Annotated in this window: 29 protein-coding genes; all 29 read right to left on the reverse strand. The window is 56.1% G+C overall.

What is annotated here, in order from left to right:
• Window positions 1-5: 5 nt before the first annotated feature.
• The gene (gene rpsK, locus I8746_RS16635; RefSeq protein ID WP_003255454.1) at window positions 6-395 is read right to left on the reverse strand and encodes a 30S ribosomal protein S11; all 390 of its coding nucleotides are present in this window, start codon (window positions 393-395) and stop codon (window positions 6-8) included.
• A gap of 18 nt (window positions 396-413) precedes the next feature.
• On the reverse strand, window positions 414-770 hold the full coding sequence (gene rpsM / locus I8746_RS16640; protein WP_003255457.1) for a 30S ribosomal protein S13: 357 nt from the start codon (window positions 768-770) through the stop codon (window positions 414-416).
• 131 nt (window positions 771-901) lie between these two features.
• Window positions 902-1,018 carry a 50S ribosomal protein L36 gene (rpmJ, locus tag I8746_RS16645; protein WP_002555468.1) on the reverse strand — a complete coding sequence of 39 codons (117 nt, stop codon included), beginning with the start codon at window positions 1,016-1,018 and terminating at the stop codon, window positions 902-904.
• Between the two features lie 28 nt (window positions 1,019-1,046).
• The gene (gene secY / locus I8746_RS16650; protein ID WP_003255459.1) at window positions 1,047-2,378 is read right to left on the reverse strand and encodes a preprotein translocase subunit SecY; all 1,332 of its coding nucleotides are present in this window, start codon (window positions 2,376-2,378) and stop codon (window positions 1,047-1,049) included.
• Window positions 2,379-2,813 (reverse strand): 50S ribosomal protein L15, encoded by a 435-nt coding sequence (gene rplO, locus I8746_RS16655; protein ID WP_003255461.1) that lies wholly within the window; start codon window positions 2,811-2,813, stop codon window positions 2,379-2,381.
• Window positions 2,814-2,816: 3 nt separating this feature from the next.
• Window positions 2,817-2,993: a 50S ribosomal protein L30 gene (rpmD, locus tag I8746_RS16660; protein ID WP_003255463.1), complete on the reverse strand. Its 177-nt coding sequence runs from the start codon at window positions 2,991-2,993 to the stop codon at window positions 2,817-2,819.
• A 2-nt stretch (window positions 2,994-2,995) separates the two neighbouring features.
• Window positions 2,996-3,496 (reverse strand): 30S ribosomal protein S5, encoded by a 501-nt coding sequence (gene rpsE / locus I8746_RS16665; RefSeq protein WP_003255465.1) that lies wholly within the window; start codon window positions 3,494-3,496, stop codon window positions 2,996-2,998.
• A gap of 3 nt (window positions 3,497-3,499) precedes the next feature.
• Entirely contained in the window at window positions 3,500-3,850 is a 351-nt protein-coding gene (gene rplR, locus I8746_RS16670; RefSeq protein ID WP_003255467.1) for a 50S ribosomal protein L18, read from the reverse strand.
• A 10-nt stretch (window positions 3,851-3,860) separates the two neighbouring features.
• Entirely contained in the window at window positions 3,861-4,394 is a 534-nt protein-coding gene (rplF, locus tag I8746_RS16675; RefSeq protein WP_003255469.1) for a 50S ribosomal protein L6, read from the reverse strand.
• Window positions 4,395-4,406: 12 nt separating this feature from the next.
• On the reverse strand, window positions 4,407-4,799 hold the full coding sequence (rpsH, locus tag I8746_RS16680; RefSeq protein WP_003255471.1) for a 30S ribosomal protein S8: 393 nt from the start codon (window positions 4,797-4,799) through the stop codon (window positions 4,407-4,409).
• A gap of 208 nt (window positions 4,800-5,007) precedes the next feature.
• Window positions 5,008-5,313, reverse strand: coding sequence for a 30S ribosomal protein S14 (gene rpsN, locus I8746_RS16685; protein WP_003255472.1), 306 nt, complete (start codon window positions 5,311-5,313; stop codon window positions 5,008-5,010).
• Window positions 5,314-5,326: 13 nt separating this feature from the next.
• On the reverse strand, window positions 5,327-5,866 hold the full coding sequence (rplE, locus tag I8746_RS16690; protein ID WP_003255474.1) for a 50S ribosomal protein L5: 540 nt from the start codon (window positions 5,864-5,866) through the stop codon (window positions 5,327-5,329).
• Window positions 5,867-5,886: 20 nt separating this feature from the next.
• Window positions 5,887-6,201 carry a 50S ribosomal protein L24 gene (gene rplX / locus I8746_RS16695; protein ID WP_003255476.1) on the reverse strand — a complete coding sequence of 105 codons (315 nt, stop codon included), beginning with the start codon at window positions 6,199-6,201 and terminating at the stop codon, window positions 5,887-5,889.
• 11 nt (window positions 6,202-6,212) lie between these two features.
• Window positions 6,213-6,581 carry a 50S ribosomal protein L14 gene (rplN, locus tag I8746_RS16700; protein ID WP_002555479.1) on the reverse strand — a complete coding sequence of 123 codons (369 nt, stop codon included), beginning with the start codon at window positions 6,579-6,581 and terminating at the stop codon, window positions 6,213-6,215.
• A 23-nt stretch (window positions 6,582-6,604) separates the two neighbouring features.
• Window positions 6,605-6,871 carry a 30S ribosomal protein S17 gene (rpsQ, locus tag I8746_RS16705; protein ID WP_003255478.1) on the reverse strand — a complete coding sequence of 89 codons (267 nt, stop codon included), beginning with the start codon at window positions 6,869-6,871 and terminating at the stop codon, window positions 6,605-6,607.
• 2 nt (window positions 6,872-6,873) lie between these two features.
• Window positions 6,874-7,065, reverse strand: a complete 192-nt coding sequence (gene rpmC, locus I8746_RS16710; protein ID WP_002555481.1) for a 50S ribosomal protein L29 — start codon at window positions 7,063-7,065, stop codon at window positions 6,874-6,876.
• Entirely contained in the window at window positions 7,065-7,478 is a 414-nt protein-coding gene (gene rplP, locus I8746_RS16715) for a 50S ribosomal protein L16 (protein ID WP_003255479.1), read from the reverse strand. The genes rpmC and rplP overlap by 1 nt, the downstream gene beginning before the upstream one ends.
• 12 nt (window positions 7,479-7,490) lie before the next feature.
• Window positions 7,491-8,177 (reverse strand): 30S ribosomal protein S3, encoded by a 687-nt coding sequence (gene rpsC / locus I8746_RS16720; RefSeq protein WP_003255481.1) that lies wholly within the window; start codon window positions 8,175-8,177, stop codon window positions 7,491-7,493.
• 13 nt (window positions 8,178-8,190) lie between these two features.
• Window positions 8,191-8,523, reverse strand: coding sequence for a 50S ribosomal protein L22 (gene rplV, locus I8746_RS16725; protein WP_003103908.1), 333 nt, complete (start codon window positions 8,521-8,523; stop codon window positions 8,191-8,193).
• Between the two features lie 11 nt (window positions 8,524-8,534).
• The gene (gene rpsS, locus I8746_RS16730) at window positions 8,535-8,810 is read right to left on the reverse strand and encodes a 30S ribosomal protein S19 (protein ID WP_003255482.1); all 276 of its coding nucleotides are present in this window, start codon (window positions 8,808-8,810) and stop codon (window positions 8,535-8,537) included.
• 16 nt (window positions 8,811-8,826) lie between these two features.
• On the reverse strand, window positions 8,827-9,651 hold the full coding sequence (gene rplB / locus I8746_RS16735; protein ID WP_003255483.1) for a 50S ribosomal protein L2: 825 nt from the start codon (window positions 9,649-9,651) through the stop codon (window positions 8,827-8,829).
• 14 nt (window positions 9,652-9,665) lie between these two features.
• The gene (rplW, locus tag I8746_RS16740) at window positions 9,666-9,965 is read right to left on the reverse strand and encodes a 50S ribosomal protein L23 (RefSeq protein WP_003255484.1); all 300 of its coding nucleotides are present in this window, start codon (window positions 9,963-9,965) and stop codon (window positions 9,666-9,668) included.
• On the reverse strand, window positions 9,962-10,564 hold the full coding sequence (gene rplD, locus I8746_RS16745; protein WP_003255485.1) for a 50S ribosomal protein L4: 603 nt from the start codon (window positions 10,562-10,564) through the stop codon (window positions 9,962-9,964). The genes rplW and rplD overlap by 4 nt, the downstream gene beginning before the upstream one ends.
• Window positions 10,565-10,576: 12 nt before the next feature.
• Window positions 10,577-11,212, reverse strand: a complete 636-nt coding sequence (gene rplC / locus I8746_RS16750; protein ID WP_003255486.1) for a 50S ribosomal protein L3 — start codon at window positions 11,210-11,212, stop codon at window positions 10,577-10,579.
• A gap of 80 nt (window positions 11,213-11,292) precedes the next feature.
• On the reverse strand, window positions 11,293-11,604 hold the full coding sequence (gene rpsJ, locus I8746_RS16755) for a 30S ribosomal protein S10 (RefSeq protein ID WP_003186070.1): 312 nt from the start codon (window positions 11,602-11,604) through the stop codon (window positions 11,293-11,295).
• Between the two features lie 141 nt (window positions 11,605-11,745).
• Window positions 11,746-12,939 carry an elongation factor Tu gene (gene tuf, locus I8746_RS16760; protein ID WP_003255489.1) on the reverse strand — a complete coding sequence of 398 codons (1,194 nt, stop codon included), beginning with the start codon at window positions 12,937-12,939 and terminating at the stop codon, window positions 11,746-11,748.
• 27 nt (window positions 12,940-12,966) lie between these two features.
• Window positions 12,967-15,114, reverse strand: coding sequence for an elongation factor G (gene fusA, locus I8746_RS16765; RefSeq protein ID WP_003255490.1), 2,148 nt, complete (start codon window positions 15,112-15,114; stop codon window positions 12,967-12,969).
• Window positions 15,115-15,144: 30 nt separating this feature from the next.
• Window positions 15,145-15,615, reverse strand: coding sequence for a 30S ribosomal protein S7 (rpsG, locus tag I8746_RS16770; protein ID WP_003246741.1), 471 nt, complete (start codon window positions 15,613-15,615; stop codon window positions 15,145-15,147).
• A 106-nt stretch (window positions 15,616-15,721) separates the two neighbouring features.
• Entirely contained in the window at window positions 15,722-16,093 is a 372-nt protein-coding gene (gene rpsL / locus I8746_RS16775) for a 30S ribosomal protein S12 (RefSeq protein ID WP_003255492.1), read from the reverse strand.
• Window positions 16,094-16,174: the final 81 nt, after the last annotated feature.

Genomic DNA, 16,174 nt, shown 5'->3' on the forward strand with positions numbered 1-16,174 from the left:
CCTGATTACACGCGACGCTTCTTCGGCGGACGGCACCCGTTGTGCGGGATTGGCGTCACGTCGGTGATGCTGGCGATCTTGTAGCCGCAGCTGTTCAATGCACGAACGGCGGACTCACGACCTGGACCTGGACCCTTGACGTTAACGTCGAGGTTCTTCAGACCGTATTCCAGCGCAGCTTGACCAGCACGCTCAGCAGCGATCTGAGCTGCGAACGGGGTGGATTTGCGCGAACCACGGAAACCCGAACCACCGGAGGTCGCCCAGGACAAAGCATTGCCCTGACGGTCGGTGATGGTCACGATGGTGTTGTTGAAAGAAGCATGGATGTGGGCGATGCCATCAACCACTGTCTTTTTGACTTTCTTACGAGGACGAGCAGCAGGTTTTGCCATGTCTATATTCCTGGGCGATTACTTGCGGATCGGCTTACGCGGGCCCTTACGGGTGCGTGCGTTGGTCTTGGTGCGCTGACCGCGAACCGGCAGACCTTTACGATGACGCAGGCCGCGGTAGCAACCCAGGTCCATCAAGCGCTTGATCTTCATGTTGATGTCACGACGCAGGTCACCTTCGGTGGTGAACTTCGCGACTTCGCCACGCAGGGTTTCGATTTGCTCGTCGCTCAGATCCTTGATCTTAGCGGCTGGGTTTACACCAGCGTCTGCACAAATCTTCTGTGCAGTTGTGCGACCGACACCATAGATGTAGGTCAGCGAGATAACAGTATGCTTGTTATCTGGAATGTTGACGCCTGCAATACGGGCCATTCAGTGGGACTCCAATTGACAGCTACCTACGCCCCGGAAGCCAAGAAATAGGGCGCGAGATAATATCGCTGTAGAAACGAATAATCAACCCAGCAGCACACTAGCTGCTGGGTTTGAAGCGCAGATCACACTCAGCCTTGGCGCTGTTTGTGACGCGGTTCCGCGCTGCAGATCACTCGTACGACGCCTTCGCGACGGATGATCTTGCAGTTACGGCACAGCTTTTTCACCGATGCACGAACTTTCATTACCGACTCCTCGAACCTTAGGGGCGTATCAGCGCAGCAAACCGCTGCCACCGTAGCCTTTCAGGTTGGCTTTCTTCATCAGGGATTCGTACTGGTGCGAAACGAGGTGCGATTGTACTTGGGACATGAAGTCCATCACAACCACTACCACAATCAGCAACGAGGTCCCGCCAAGGTAGAACGGCACATTTGCTGCCACCACCAGGAACTGGGGCAGAAGGCAGACGGCCATCATGTAAAGAGCACCGAACATGGTCAAACGGGTCAGAACGCCATCAATGTAGCGCGCCGACTGCTCACCAGGACGGATACCCGGAATAAAGGCACCGGACTTCTTCAGGTTTTCCGCTACGTCTTTCGGGTTGAACATCAACGCTGTGTAGAAGAAGCAGAAGAAAATGATCCCTGCACTAAACAGCAGAATGTTCAACGGCTGACCAGGAGCGATCGACTGCGAGATGTCCTGCAGCCAGCCCATACCTTCGGACTGACCAAACCAGGCACCCAGCGAAGCCGGGAACAGCAAAATGCTGCTCGCGAAAATGGCCGGGATAACCCCCGCCATGTTCACCTTCAGCGGCAAGTGGCTAGTCTGCGCAGCGAAGACCTTGCGGCCCTGCTGACGCTTGGCGTAATGAACGGCGATACGACGCTGACCACGCTCAATGAACACCACAAAACCGATAATCGCTACTGCCAGCAAACCGATGGCGACCAAGGCGAAAATGTTGATATCGCCTGTGCGTGCAGACTCGAAAGACTGCCCGATTGCTCTCGGAAGACCGGCAACGATACCTGCGAAGATCAACATCGAGATACCGTTGCCCACACCGCGCTCGGTGATCTGCTCGCCCAGCCACATCATGAACATCGCGCCTGCCACGAAAGTGGAAACAGCGACGACGTGGAAGCCCAGGCCTGCAGAAAACGCCACGCCCTGGTTGGCCAGGCCAATGGACATGCCAATGGCTTGGACCAGTGCCAGGATAACGGTGCCGTAGCGGGTGTACTGGCTGATCTTGCGACGGCCAGCTTCACCTTCCTTCTTCAACTGCTCCAGTTGCGGGCTGACCGCCGTCATCAACTGCATGATGATCGATGCCGAGATGTACGGCATGATCCCCAGTGCAAAGATGCTCATGCGCTCGAGCGCGCCACCGGAAAACATGTTGAACAAGCTAAGAATGGTCCCCTCATTCTGCCGAAACAGATCCGCCAGACGGTCCGGATTGATGCCGGGAACCGGGATATGCGCACCTATCCGATAGACGATGATCGCCATGAACAGAAAGCGCAGACGAGCCCAGAGTTCCGACATCCCGCCCTTACCGAGCGAAGAGAGAGCACCTTGCTTAGCCATTTATTCCTCGAATTTGCCGCCAGCTGCTTCGATAGCCGCACGCGCACCCTTGGTGGCTGCGATACCCTTGATGGTGACTGCGCGAGTAACTTCGCCAGACAGCATGATTTTCACACGCTGAATGTGCTGGTTGATCACGTTGGCATCCTTCAGGGATTGCACGGAGATCACGTCGCCTTCCACTTTGGCCAGCTCGGACAGACGCACTTCAGCGCGGTCCATGGCTTTCAGGGAAACGAAGCCGAACTTCGGCAGGCGACGGTGCAGCGGCTGTTGACCGCCTTCGAAGCCAGGAGCGATCGAACCACCCGAACGGGAAGTCTGACCTTTGTGGCCACGGCCGCCGGTCTTACCCAGACCGCTACCGATACCACGACCTGGACGATGCTTCTCGCGACGGGAACCCGGCGCTGGACTCAGATCATTGAGTTTCATCGATTAGCCCTCGACCTTCAGCATGTAGTAAGCCTTGTTGATCATCCCGCGGTTCTCGGGAGTATCCTGGACTTCTACAGTGTGACCGATGCGACGCAGACCCAGGCCTTTAACACACAGCTTGTGGTTAGGCAGACGGCCCGAGACGCTCTTGATCAGCGTTACTTTTACGGTTGCCATGATCAGAAGATCTCCTCGACGCTCTTGCCACGCTTGGCGGCAATGGATTCAGGAGATTGCATGGCTTTCAGACCCTTGAAGGTGGCGTAAACCACGTTCACTGGGTTGGTCGAACCGTAGCACTTGGCCAGAACGTTCTGAACACCAGCAACTTCCAGGACAGCACGCATTGCGCCACCGGCGATGATACCGGTACCTTCCGAGGCAGGCTGCATGTAAACCTTCGAGGCGCCGTGGGCAGCCTTGGTGGCGTACTGCAGGGTGGTGCCCTTCAGGTCAACCTGGATCATGTTGCGGCGAGCAGCTTCCATGGCTTTCTGGATCGCGGCTGGTACTTCGCGCGACTTGCCACGGCCGAAGCCAACACGACCTTTACCATCACCAACCACGGTCAGCGCGGTGAAGGTGAAGATACGGCCGCCTTTTACGGTTTTGGCAACGCGGTTAACTTGAACCAGCTTCTCGATGTAGCCTTCGTCGCGCTTTTGATCGTTATTTGCCATAACTTAGAACTCCAGCCCGCCTTCACGAGCAGCATCAGCCAGCGCTTTGACGCGGCCATGGTACTTGAAGCCGGAACGGTCAAAGGCAACTTGAGATACACCGGCGGCTTTCGCACGCTCAGCTACCAGCTTGCCAACCTTAGTGGCCGCGTCGATGTTGCCAGTGGCGCCATCACGCAGGTCTTTGTCCAAGGTCGAGGCGCTTGCCAGAACCTTGCTGCCGTCGGCCGAAATGACCTGGGCGTAGATGTGCTGCGAGGAGCGGAACACGCACAGGCGCACGACTTCGAGTTCGTGCATCTTGAGACGTGCTTTGCGAGCGCGACGCAGTCGAATAACTTTTTTGTCGGTCATTTACTAGGCCCTACTTCTTCTTGGCTTCTTTACGACGGACTACTTCGTCCGCGTAACGCACACCTTTACCTTTGTAAGGCTCTGGCGGACGGAAGTCGCGGATTTCAGCGGCCACCTGACCTACCAGCTGCTTGTCGATACCCTTGATCAGGATGTCGGTCTGGCTAGGTGTTTCAGCGGTGATACCGGCTGGCAGTTCGTAGTCCACTGGGTGAGAGAAGCCCAGGGCCAGGTTCAGGACGGTGCCTTTAGCCTGTGCCTTGTAACCAACACCGACCAGCTGGAGCTTGCGCTCGAAGCCTTGGCTTACGCCTTGGACCATGTTGTTGACCAGAGCGCGGGTGGTACCGGCCATGGCACGAGCTTGCTGGTCACCATTGCGAGCGACGAAACGCAGCTCACCAGACTCTTCGGTAACTTCAACAGACGAGTGAACGTTCAGTTCGAGAGTACCTTTGGCACCCTTCACCGAAAGCTGCTGACCGGCGAATTTGACTTCGACACCGGATGGCAGCTTAACGGGGTTCTTAGCGACGCGAGACATGTCTATCCCCCCTTAGAACACTGTGCACAGAACTTCGCCGCCGACACCGGCAGCGCGCGCAGCGCGATCAGTCATCACACCTTTGTTGGTGGAGACGATAGACACGCCCAGACCGCCACGTACTTTCGGCAGATCGGTGACGGCCTTGTACTGGCGCAGGCCTGGACGGCTGGAGCGCTTCAGTTCCTCGATGACCGGACGGCCTTCGAAGTACTTCAGTTCGATCGACAGGGAAGGCTTGGCCTCACCAGTTACCTGGTAGCCAGCGATGTAACCTTCGTCCTTCAGAACTTTGGCAACCGCGACCTTCAGGGTAGAGGAAGGCATGCTTACGACGGACTTTTCAGCCATCTGGGCATTACGGATGCGAGTTAGCATGTCCGCTAACGGGTCCTGCATACTCATGGGCTAGATGCTCCTGATACAAGAATTATTAGCCTTGCGGCTATGACAACCACCCGAACGGCTTGGGCAAAAACCCAGGCTCAGGTGAGCCGGTCATTCTAGACACAAGGCAGAAACGAAACAAGCCCCATATAGGGGCTTGTTTGTTGGCAAGGTCACCGGCGGTCGGAAGATTGCTCCCCTTCCACCCGCGCCTTGCCTGCAGCGATTACCAGGAGGCCTTGACCAGGCCTGGTACGTCACCGCGCATTGCAGCTTGACGCAGCATGTTACGGCCCAGGCCGAACTTACGGTATACACCGTGAGGACGACCGGTCAGGCGGCAACGGTTGCGCAGGCGCGAGGCGCTAGCGTCGCGTGGCTGCTTCTGCAGAGCGACAACGGCAGCGAAACGCTCTTCTGGAGAGGCGTTCAGGTTGACGATGGTCGCTTTCAGCTCAGCACGCTTCTTGGCGAACTTTGCTACCGTGAGCTGACGCTTCAGCTCGCGGTTTTTCATGCTCTTCTTGGCCATTTTCCTACTCCAATCAGTTGCGGAACGGGAACTTGAAAGCACGCAGCAGAGCGCGGCCTTCGTCGTCCGAACGAGCAGTGGTGGTCAGGGTGATGTCCAAACCGCGCAGAGCATCGATCTTGTCGTAGTCGATTTCCGGGAAGATGATCTGCTCTTTCACGCCCATGCTGTAGTTGCCACGACCATCGAAGGACTTGGCATTCAGGCCGCGGAAGTCGCGAACCCGAGGCAGGGAGATCGCCAGCAGGCGGTCCAGGAATTCGTACATCTTGTCGCTACGCAGGGTCACCTTGACGCCGATCGGCCAGCCTTCGCGGACTTTGAAGCCAGCGATGGATTTGCGAGCGAAAGTCACGACCGGCTTTTGACCGGTGATCTTTTCCAGGTCGGCAACAGCGTGCTCGATGACTTTCTTGTCGCCGATCGCTTCGCCCAGACCCATGTTCAGGGTGATCTTGGTAACGCGCGGAACTTCCATCACGTTCGACAGCTTAAGTTCTTCCTTAAGCTTAGGAGCGATTTCGTTCCGGTAAATCTCTTTCAGTCGTGCCATGGTCTTCTACCTAGCAGTGTTCAAGCATCAACCGCTTTTTGGGTCGACTTGAAGACACGAATTTTTTTACCGTCTTCTACTTTGAAACCAACGCGGTCAGCCTTGTTGGTTTCACCGTTGAAGATGGCAACGTTGGAAGCGTGCAGAGGCGCTTCTTTCTCGACGATACCGCCCTGTACGCCCGCCATCGGGTTAGGCTTGGTATGACGCTTGACCAGGTTCACGCCACCGATAACCAGACGGTCATCAGCCAGAACCTTCAGCACCTTACCGCGCTTACCTTTGTCTTTGCCGGCGATCACGATGATCTCGTCGTCACGACGAATCTTTTGCATGTCGGATCTCCTTACAGCACTTCAGGGGCGAGCGAGACGATCTTCATGAACTTCTCAGTACGAAGTTCACGGGTCACTGGCCCGAAGATGCGAGTGCCGATCGGCTCTTGCTTGTTGTTCAGCAGAACAGCAGCGTTGCCGTCGAAACGAATGATGGAACCGTCAGCGCGACGAACACCATGACGGGTACGTACGACGACTGCGGTCATCACCTGGCCTTTTTTGACCTTACCGCGCGGAATTGCTTCCTTGACGGTTACTTTGATGATGTCACCGATACCGGCGTAACGGCGGTGCGAACCGCCGAGTACCTTGATGCACATGACGCGACGAGCGCCGCTGTTATCGGCCACATCGAGCATGGATTGAGTCTGAATCATAAAATTTCTCCGACCCCTAGCCCTTAGACTTCAACAGCGCGTTCGAGGACTTCAACCAGTGCCCAGGACTTGGTCTTGGCCAGCGGACGGGTTTCACGGATGGAAACCTTGTCGCCGATCTTGCACTGGTTGGCTTCGTCGTGCGCGTGCAGCTTAGTCGAACGCTTAACGTATTTACCGTAGATCGGGTGCTTTACGCGACGCTCGATCAGAACGGTGATGGTCTTGTCCATTTTGTCGCTGACGACACGGCCAGTCAGCGTACGGACGGTTTTTTCAGCTTCAGCCATGATCACTTACCTGCCTGCTGGTTGAGCACAGTTTTCACGCGAGCGATGTCACGCTTAACTTGCGAGAGCAGGTGCGACTGCCCCAACTGGCCAGTTGCTTTCTGCATACGCAGATTGAACTGGTCGCGCAGCAAGCCGAGCAGTTGCTCGTTCAGTTGCTGTGCCGATTTTTCACGAAGTTCATTCGCTTTCATCACATCACCGTCCGCTTAACAAAGGAGGTGGCGAGAGGCAGCTTTGCAGCAGCCAGGGCGAAAGCTTCGCGCGCCAGCTCTTCAGAAACACCCTCGATCTCGTACAGGACTTTGCCTGGCTGAATCTGGGCAACCCAGTATTCCACGGAGCCCTTACCTTTACCCATACGAACCTCAAGAGGTTTTTTGGAGATCGGCTTGTCCGGGAACACACGGATCCAGATCTTACCGCCACGCTTAACGTGACGGGTCAGCGCACGACGTGCGGACTCGATCTGGCGAGCGGTGAGGCGACCGCGAGCAACAGCTTTCAGGGCGAATTCGCCGAAGCTGACTTTGCTACCGCGCAGTGCCAGACCACGGTTGTGGCCAGTCATCTGCTTGCGGAATTTTGTACGCTTTGGTTGCAACATTTGGCGTACCCCTTACTTAGCAGCTTTTTTACGAGGCGCTGGTGCTTGTGGTTTCAGTTCTTCTTGGCGACCACCAATAACTTCGCCTTTGAAGATCCAAACCTTCACACCGATCACACCGTAAGTGGTGTGAGCTTCGTAGGTGTTGTAGTCGATATCGGCACGCAGGGTGTGCAGAGGCACACGACCTTCGCGATACCACTCGGTACGAGCAATCTCAGCACCGCCGAGACGACCGCTCACCTGGATCTTGATGCCCTTGGCACCAATACGCATGGCGTTCTGTACCGCGCGCTTCATGGCGCGACGGAACATTACACGGCGTTCCAGCTGCTGAGCTACGCTCTGCGCAACCAGCATAGCGTCGAGTTCCGGCTTGCGGATCTCTTCGATGTTGATGTGCACAGGCACACCCATCTGCTTGGTCAGGTCCTGACGCAGCTTCTCGACATCTTCACCTTTCTTACCGATAACGATACCGGGACGAGCGGTGTGGATGGTGATGCGTGCAGTTTGAGCCGGACGATGAATATCGATACGGCTTACGGACGCGCTTTTTAGTTTGTCTTGGAGGTACTCACGCGTTTTCAGATCCTTCAACAGGTAATCTGCGTAAGTAGCACCGTCTGCGTACCAGACGGAGGTGTGCTCCTTGACGATTCCCAGGCGAATGCCAGTGGGATGTACTTTCTGACCCATCTGATCGACTCCGTTACTTGTCCGCAACCTTGACAGTGATATGGCAAGACCGCTTGACGATGCGATCAGCACGGCCTTTGGCACGTGGCATGATGCGCTTCAGCGAACGCCCTTCGTTGACGAAGACGGTGGAGACCTTCAGGTCATCAACGTCTGCGCCTTCGTTGTGTTCGGCGTTGGCTACGGCCGACTCGAGGACTTTCTTCATGATTTCAGCGGCTTTTTTGCTGCTGAAGGCCAACAGGTTGAGCGCTTCGCCCACCTTCTTCCCGCGGATCTGGTCGGCGACCAAGCGGGCTTTCTGGGCGGAGATGCGAGCGCCCGACAACTTAGCGGCTACTTCCATTTCCTTACCCCTTAACGCTTGGCTTTCTTGTCAGCCACGTGCCCGCGATAGGTGCGGGTACCGGCGAACTCGCCCAGTTTGTGGCCGACCATGTCTTCGTTCACGAGAACTGGAACATGCTGGCGACCGTTGTGAACCGCGATGGTCAGACCGACCATTTGTGGCAGGATCATCGAACGGCGCGACCAGGTTTTAACTGGCTTGCGATCGTTCTTCTCCACCGCCACTTCGACCTTCTTCAACAGGTGAAGATCGATAAAAGGACCTTTTTTCAGAGAACGTGGCACTGTCGTATCCCTCTAGTTACTTGCGACGACGGACGATCATGTTGTCGGTACGCTTATTACCACGGGTTTTAGCACCCTTGGTTGGGAAGCCCCATGGCGATACCGGATGACGACCACCGGAGGTACGACCTTCACCACCACCGTGTGGGTGGTCAACCGGGTTCATGGCAACACCACGAACGGTTGGGCGAACGCCGCGCCAGCGTTTGGCACCAGCTTTACCCAGCGAACGCAGGCTGTGCTCGGAGTTCGAGACTTCGCCCAGGGTCGCACGGCACTCAGCCAGGACTTTACGCATTTCACCAGAGCGCAGACGCAGGGTCACGTAGACACCTTCGCGAGCGATCAGCTGAGCCGAAGCACCAGCGGAACGAGCGATCTGAGCACCTTTACCCGGCTTCAGTTCGATGCCGTGAATGGTGCTACCTACTGGAATGTTGCGCAGCTGCAGGGAGTTACCGGCCTTGATTGGGGCCAGGGCACCTGCGATCAGCTGGTCGCCAGCGCTCACGCCTTTAGGCGCGATGATGTAGCGACGCTCACCGTCTGCGTAGCACAGCAGGGCGATGTGAGCAGTACGGTTTGGATCGTATTCGATACGCTCGACAGTGGCTGGAATGCCATCTTTGTCGTTGCGACGGAAGTCGACCAGACGGTAATGCTGCTTGTGACCACCACCAACGTGACGAGTGGTAATGCGGCCATTGTTGTTACGACCACCAGACTTCGATTTTTTCTCGATCAGCGGTGCGTGAGGAGCGCCTTTGTGCAGCTCCTTGTTGACCACCTTGACCACGAAACGGCGGCCAGGGGAAGTCGGTTTGCATTTAACGATTGCCATGATGCACCCCTTCCTTACTCAGCACTGCTGCTGAAATCGAGATCTTGGCCTGGCTGAAGGGAGACGATCGCCTTCTTCCAGTCATTACGCTTGCCCAGACCACGTGCGGTACGCTTGGTTTTACCCAGAACGTTAACAGTCGACACGTTTTCAACTTTTACGTTGAACAGGCCTTCGACAGCTTTCTTGATTTCCAGCTTGGTTGCATCAGTAGCAACCTTGAATACGAACTGGCCTTTTTTCTCAGCCAGAACGGTAGCCTTCTCGGAAACGTGCGGGCCAAGGAGGACTTTGAATACGCGTTCCTGGTTCATCCCAGCAGCTCCTCGAATTTCTTCACGGCCGAGACAGTGATCAACACTTTCTCGTATGCGATCAGACTGACCGGGTCGGAACCTTGTACGTCACGTACATCGACGTGCGGCAGGTTACGAGCAGCCAGGTACAGGTTCTGATCAACAGCGTCGGAAACGATCAACACGTCGCTCAGACCCATGCCGTTCAGCTTGTTCAGCAGATCTTTGGTTTTCGGTGCTTCAACAGCGAAGTCCTGAACCACGACCAGACGGTCGCTACGCACCAGCTCAGCGAGGATGGAGCGCAGAGCTGCGCGATACATCTTCTTGTTGAGCTTTTGCGAGTGATCTTGAGGGCGAGCTGCGAAGGTTACACCACCGCCACGCCAGATCGGACCACGAGTGGTACCAGCACGAGCACGGCCAGTACCCTTCTGACGCCATGGGCGCTTACCGCCACCAGCCACGTCGGAACGGGTCTTCTGCTGCTTGGTACCCTGACGGCCGCCAGCCATGTAGGCCACGACTGCTTGGTGAACCAGCGTCTCGTTGAATTCGCCACCGAAAGTCAGTTCGGAAACTTCGATCGCCTGAGCGTCATTTACATTAAGTTGCATGTCAGTTTCCCCTTAACCGCGAGCCTTGACAGCTGGACGTACAACCACGTCGCCGCCAGTAGCGCCAGGTACGGCACCCTTGATCAGCAGCAGGTTGCGTTCAGCGTCTACGCGAACTACTTCCAGGGACTGAACAGTCACGCGCTCGGCGCCCATGTGACCGGACATTTTCTTGCCCTTGAACACACGACCAGGAGTCTGGCACTGGCCGATGGAACCAGGAACACGGTGCGACACGGAGTTACCGTGGGTGTTGTCCTGACCACGGAAGTTCCAGCGCTTGATGGTACCGGCGAAGCCTTTACCTTTGGACTGACCAGTAACGTCAACCAGCTGGCCTGCAGTGAAGAGTTCAGCTTTGATCAGATCGCCAGCCTGGAAATCGCCTTCTTCAAGACGGAACTCCCAAACACCGCGACCAGCGGCAACGTTGGCCTTGGCGAAGTGGCCTGCCTGAGCGGCAGTCACACGCGAAGCACGACGCTCGCCGACAGTGACTTGCACTGCACGGTAGCCATCGGTTTCTTCAGTTTTGAACTGGGTGACGCGATTCGGCTCGATCTCAATGACCGTGACCGGAATGGAGACACCTTCTTCGGTGAAAATGCGGGTCATACCGCACTTGCGACCGATTACACCAATAGTCATGTTGTAAACCTCATGAGTGTACGGGGCTTTCACCCGCTATGGCCGCCCATTTCAGAGCGTTACACGACTAGACCGAAGTCTTAGCCGAGGCTGATCTGTACTTCCACACCTGCCGCCAGATCAAGCTTCATCAGCGCGTCAACGGTTTTATCCGTTGGCTGGACGATGTCCAGAACACGCTTATGAGTGCGAATCTCGTACTGGTCACGCGCGTCTTTGTTGACGTGCGGGGAAACCAGAACGGTGAAACGCTCTTTGCGGGTAGGCAGTGGAATTGGACCACGCACTTGTGCACCAGTACGTTTCGCGGTTTCCACGATTTCCTGGGTGGATTGGTCGATCAGGCGATGGTCGAAAGCCTTCAACCTGATACGGATTTGCTGATTTTGCATTGGATTTCAGACTCCAGGCTGTTCCCAACGGACGCACTACGCCCGCTAAAAGGAGGCGTGATTCTATAGACGCCCCCAATTAGTGTCAACCCAATAAAAAAAACCCCCGCTGAGCGGGGGTTTTTTCAATCGGTCGAGTGATTACTCGATGATTTTGGCCACAACGCCGGCGCCGACGGTACGACCGCCTTCACGGATAGCGAAGCGCAGACCGTCTTCCATTGCGATGGTCTTGATCAGGGTAACAGTCATCTGAATGTTGTCACCTGGCATTACCATTTCAACGCCTTCCGGCAGTTCGCAGTTACCGGTCACGTCAGTGGTACGGAAGTAGAACTGTGGACGGTAGCCTTTGAAGAACGGCGTGTGACGGCCGCCTTCTTCCTTCGACAGGACGTAGACTTCTGCGGTGAACTTGGTGTGCGGCTTGACCGAACCTGGCTTGACCAGAACCTGACCACGCTCAACGTCGTCACGCTTGGTGCCACGCAGCAGAACGCCGCAGTTCTCGCCAGCACGACCTTCGTCCAGCAGCTTGCGGAACATCTCAACACCGGTGCAGGTGGTGGTGGTGGTGTCACGCAGACCAACGATTTCCAGCGGATCCTGAACGCGGACGATACCACGCTCGATACGACCGGTAACAACGGTACCACGACCCGAGATCGAGAATACGTCTTCGATCGGCATCAGGAACGGCTGGTCGATAGCACGAACTGGCTCAGGAATGTAGCTGTCCAGAGTTTCTACCAGCTTCTTAACAGCGGTAGTGCCCATTTCGTTGTCGTCTTTGCCTTCCAGCGCCATACGAGCCGAACCGATGATGATCGGGGTGTCGTCGCCTGGGAAGTCATAGGTGGACAGCAGGTCGCGAACTTCCATCTCGACCAGTTCCAGCAGCTCAGCGTCGTCTACCAGGTCAGCCTTGTTCAGGAAGACCACGATGTACGGAACGCCTACCTGACGGGACAGCAGGATGTGCTCACGGGTTTGTGGCATCGGACCATCGGCGGCCGAGCAAACCAGGATCGCGCCGTCCATCTGGGCAGCACCGGTGATCATGTTCTTCACGTAGTCAGCGTGACCTGGGCAGTCAACGTGAGCGTAGTGACGAATGGTCGAGTTGTACTCAACGTGAGCGGTGTTGATGGTGATACCGCGCGCTTTTTCTTCCGGAGCCGAGTCGATCTTGTCGAACTCAACGATTGCCGAACCGAAAACTTCGGAGCAAACGCGAGTCAGAGCTGCGGTCAGAGTGGTCTTACCGTGGTCAACGTGGCCGATAGTGCCGACGTTAACGTGGGGAAGGGAACGATCAAATTTTTCTTTAGCCACGACAGTGAACCTCTTGCCTAAAGGGGATTAGCCTTGTTTTTTAACGAGTGCTTCGACGATGTTCGACGGAGCTTCGGCGTATTTGGAGAATTCCATGGAGTAGCTTGCGCGACCCTGAGACATGGAACGAACGTCGGTTGCGTAACCGAACATCTCTCCGAGCGGTACTTCAGCACGGACGACACGGCCAGAGACCGACTCATCCATACCCTGGACCAGACCACGACGACGGTTCAGGTCACCCATCACGTCACCCAGGTAGTCTTCCGGGGTTACAACTTCGACTTTCATGATCGGCTCGAGAACCACGCCACCGCCCTTCTGGGCCAGTTGCTTGGTCGCCATCGAAGCAGCGATTTTGAACGCCATTTCGTTGGAGTCGACGTCGTGGTACGAACCGTCGAATACCGCGGCCTTCAGGCCGATCAGAGGATAACCGGCAACAACGCCGTTTTTCATCTGCTCTTCGATACCCTTCTGGATCGCAGGGATGTATTCCTTAGGAATCACACCACCAACGACTTCGTTGGAGAACACCAGACCTTCAGTGATGTTGCCCTTGTCGTCCACGTCCGGCTCGGAGAAGCGAACCCAGCAGTGACCGAACTGACCACGACCACCCGACTGACGAACGAACTTGCCTTCGATCTCGACGTTGGATTTGGTGATCTTCTCGCGGTACGAAACCTGCGGCTTGCCGATGTTGGCTTCGACGTTGAATTCGCGCTTCATGCGGTCAACGAGGATATCCAGGTGCAGCTCACCCATACCGGAGATGATGGTCTGACCGGTTTCTTCATCGGTCTTGACGCGGAACGATGGGTCTTCCTGAGCCAGCTTGCCCAGTGCGATACCCATCTTCTCCTGGTCCTGCTTGGTTTTCGGCTCTACAGAGAGCGAAATCACAGGCTCAGGGAAGTCCATACGCTCAAGGATGATCGGCTTGTCGGCGTTGCACAGGGTATCACCAGTGGTGACGTCCTTCATGCCGATCAGAGCAGCGATGTCGCCTGCACGTACTTCTTTGATCTCTTCACGCTGGTTGGCGTGCATCTGGACCATACGACCAACGCGCTCTTTCTTGCCCTTGACCGAGTTGATGACGGAGTCACCGGAGGTCAGGAAGCCCGAGTAAACGCGAACGAAGGTCAGAGTACCAACGAACGGGTCGGTGGCAATCTTGAAGGCCAGGGCCGAGAACGGCTCGTCGTCGTCAGCATGACGCTCGTCGAATTGCTCTGGCTTGACTTCGTCCTTAGGCACATCGATCAGGTCAGGGTGGATACCCTTGATCGCAGGGATCTCGGTCGGAGCTGGCAGGAAGTCGATAACGGCGTCGAGAACCAGGGGAACACCCTTGTTCTTGAACGACGAACCGCAGACAGCCGGAACGATCTCGCTGGCCAGGGTGCGCGCGCGCAGGCCTGCCTTGATCTCTTCGACGGACAGCTCACCTTCTTCAAGGTACTTGTTCATCAGCTCTTCGGTGGCTTCGGCGGCGGCTTCAACCATGTTGTTGCGCCATTCGTTAGCCAGCTCGACCATATCCGCAGGAATTTCTTCCTCGCGGTAGGTAGTACCCTTGTCGTCGTCGTTCCAGTAGATAGCCTTCATCTTGATCAGGTCAACCTGACCCTGGAAGTTATCTTCCGAACCGATGGCCAGCTGAACAGGAACCGGAGTGTGACCCAGACGGTTCTTGATCTGACCTACGACGCGCAGGAAGTTTGCACCAGCACGGTCCATCTTGTTCACGTAAACAACACGCGGAACGCCGTACTTGTTGGCCTGACGCCATACGGTTTCGGACTGCGGCTCAACGCCGGAGGTGCCACAGAACACAACGACCGCGCCGTCGAGTACACGCAGCGAACGCTCTACTTCAATGGTGAAGTCAACGTGGCCAGGGGTATCGATGACGTTTACGCGGTAGTTGTCATACTGACCACGGGAACCTTTCCAGAAGGTGGTAACGGCAGCGGAGGTAATGGTGATACCCCGCTCCTGCTCCTGCACCATCCAGTCGGTGGTCGCGGCGCCGTCATGCACCTCGCCCATTTTGTGGCTCAGACCTGTGTAGAACAGGATCCGCTCGGTAGTGGTGGTCTTGCCCGCGTCAACGTGGGCACAGATACCAATGTTACGGTAGCGGTTAATTGCTGTAGTACGAGCCATAAAGCCCTCGCAAAAAGATTGATGCTTGAATTAGAAGCGGTAGTGCGAGAACGCTTTGTTGGCTTCAGCCATACGGTGAACGTCTTCACGCTTCTTGACTGCAGCACCCTTGCCTTCGGCAGCATCCAGCAGCTCGCCGGCCAGACGCAGAGCCATCGACTTCTCGCCGCGCTTGCGGGCGTAGTCTACGAGCCAGCGCATTGCCAGAGCGTTACGACGGGATGGACGAACTTCAACCGGAACCTGGTAAGTGGCACCGCCGACACGACGGGACTTTACTTCGACCAGCGGAGCGATGGCGTCGAGAGCTTTCTCGAAGATTTCCAGGGGGTCGCTGTTCTTGCGTGCTTTGACGGTATCCAGGGCACCGTAAACGATGCGCTCGGCTACGGCCTTCTTGCCGCTTTCCATCACGTGGTTCATGAACTTCGCGAGGATCTGGGATCCGTACTTCGGATCGTCAAGGATCTCACGTTTTGCTGCTACACGACGTCTTGGCATGATAAGCCCTCAAACGGTCTTCAGGTTAGCCCGGGACCAGGTCATTCGACCCACGCCCGACCTTACTCTTATCGACTCAAAAAAATGGATGTCTGCAAACGACCGATTACTTCGGACGCTTGGTACCGTACTTCGAACGACCCTGGTTACGGCCTTTAACGCCCGAAGTATCCAGAGAGCCGCGAACGGTGTGGTAACGAACACCTGGCAAGTCTTTTACACGGCCGCCACGAATCAGGACGACGCTGTGCTCTTGCAGGTTGTGGCCTTCACCACCGATGTACGAGGAAACCTCGAAACCGTTGGTCAGACGCACACGGCATACTTTACGCAGTGCCGAGTTAGGTTTTTTCGGCGTGGTGGTGTACACACGGGTGCACACGCCACGACGCTGCGGGCAGTTCTGCAGCGCAGGAACGTCGGACTTCTCGACCGAACGCTTACGCGGCTGACGTACCAGCTGGTTGATAGTTGCCATCTACTAGCTCCACTGATTGTCTTGCGACTCTATTGTCTTGCAAGAAAGCCAAAAATTGGCGAGACGGAGCCTCACCAAATT

Source organism: Pseudomonas sp. USTB-Z, from assembly GCF_019691255.1.
Taxonomy (GTDB): Bacteria; Pseudomonadota; Gammaproteobacteria; order Pseudomonadales; family Pseudomonadaceae; genus Aquipseudomonas; species Aquipseudomonas alloputida.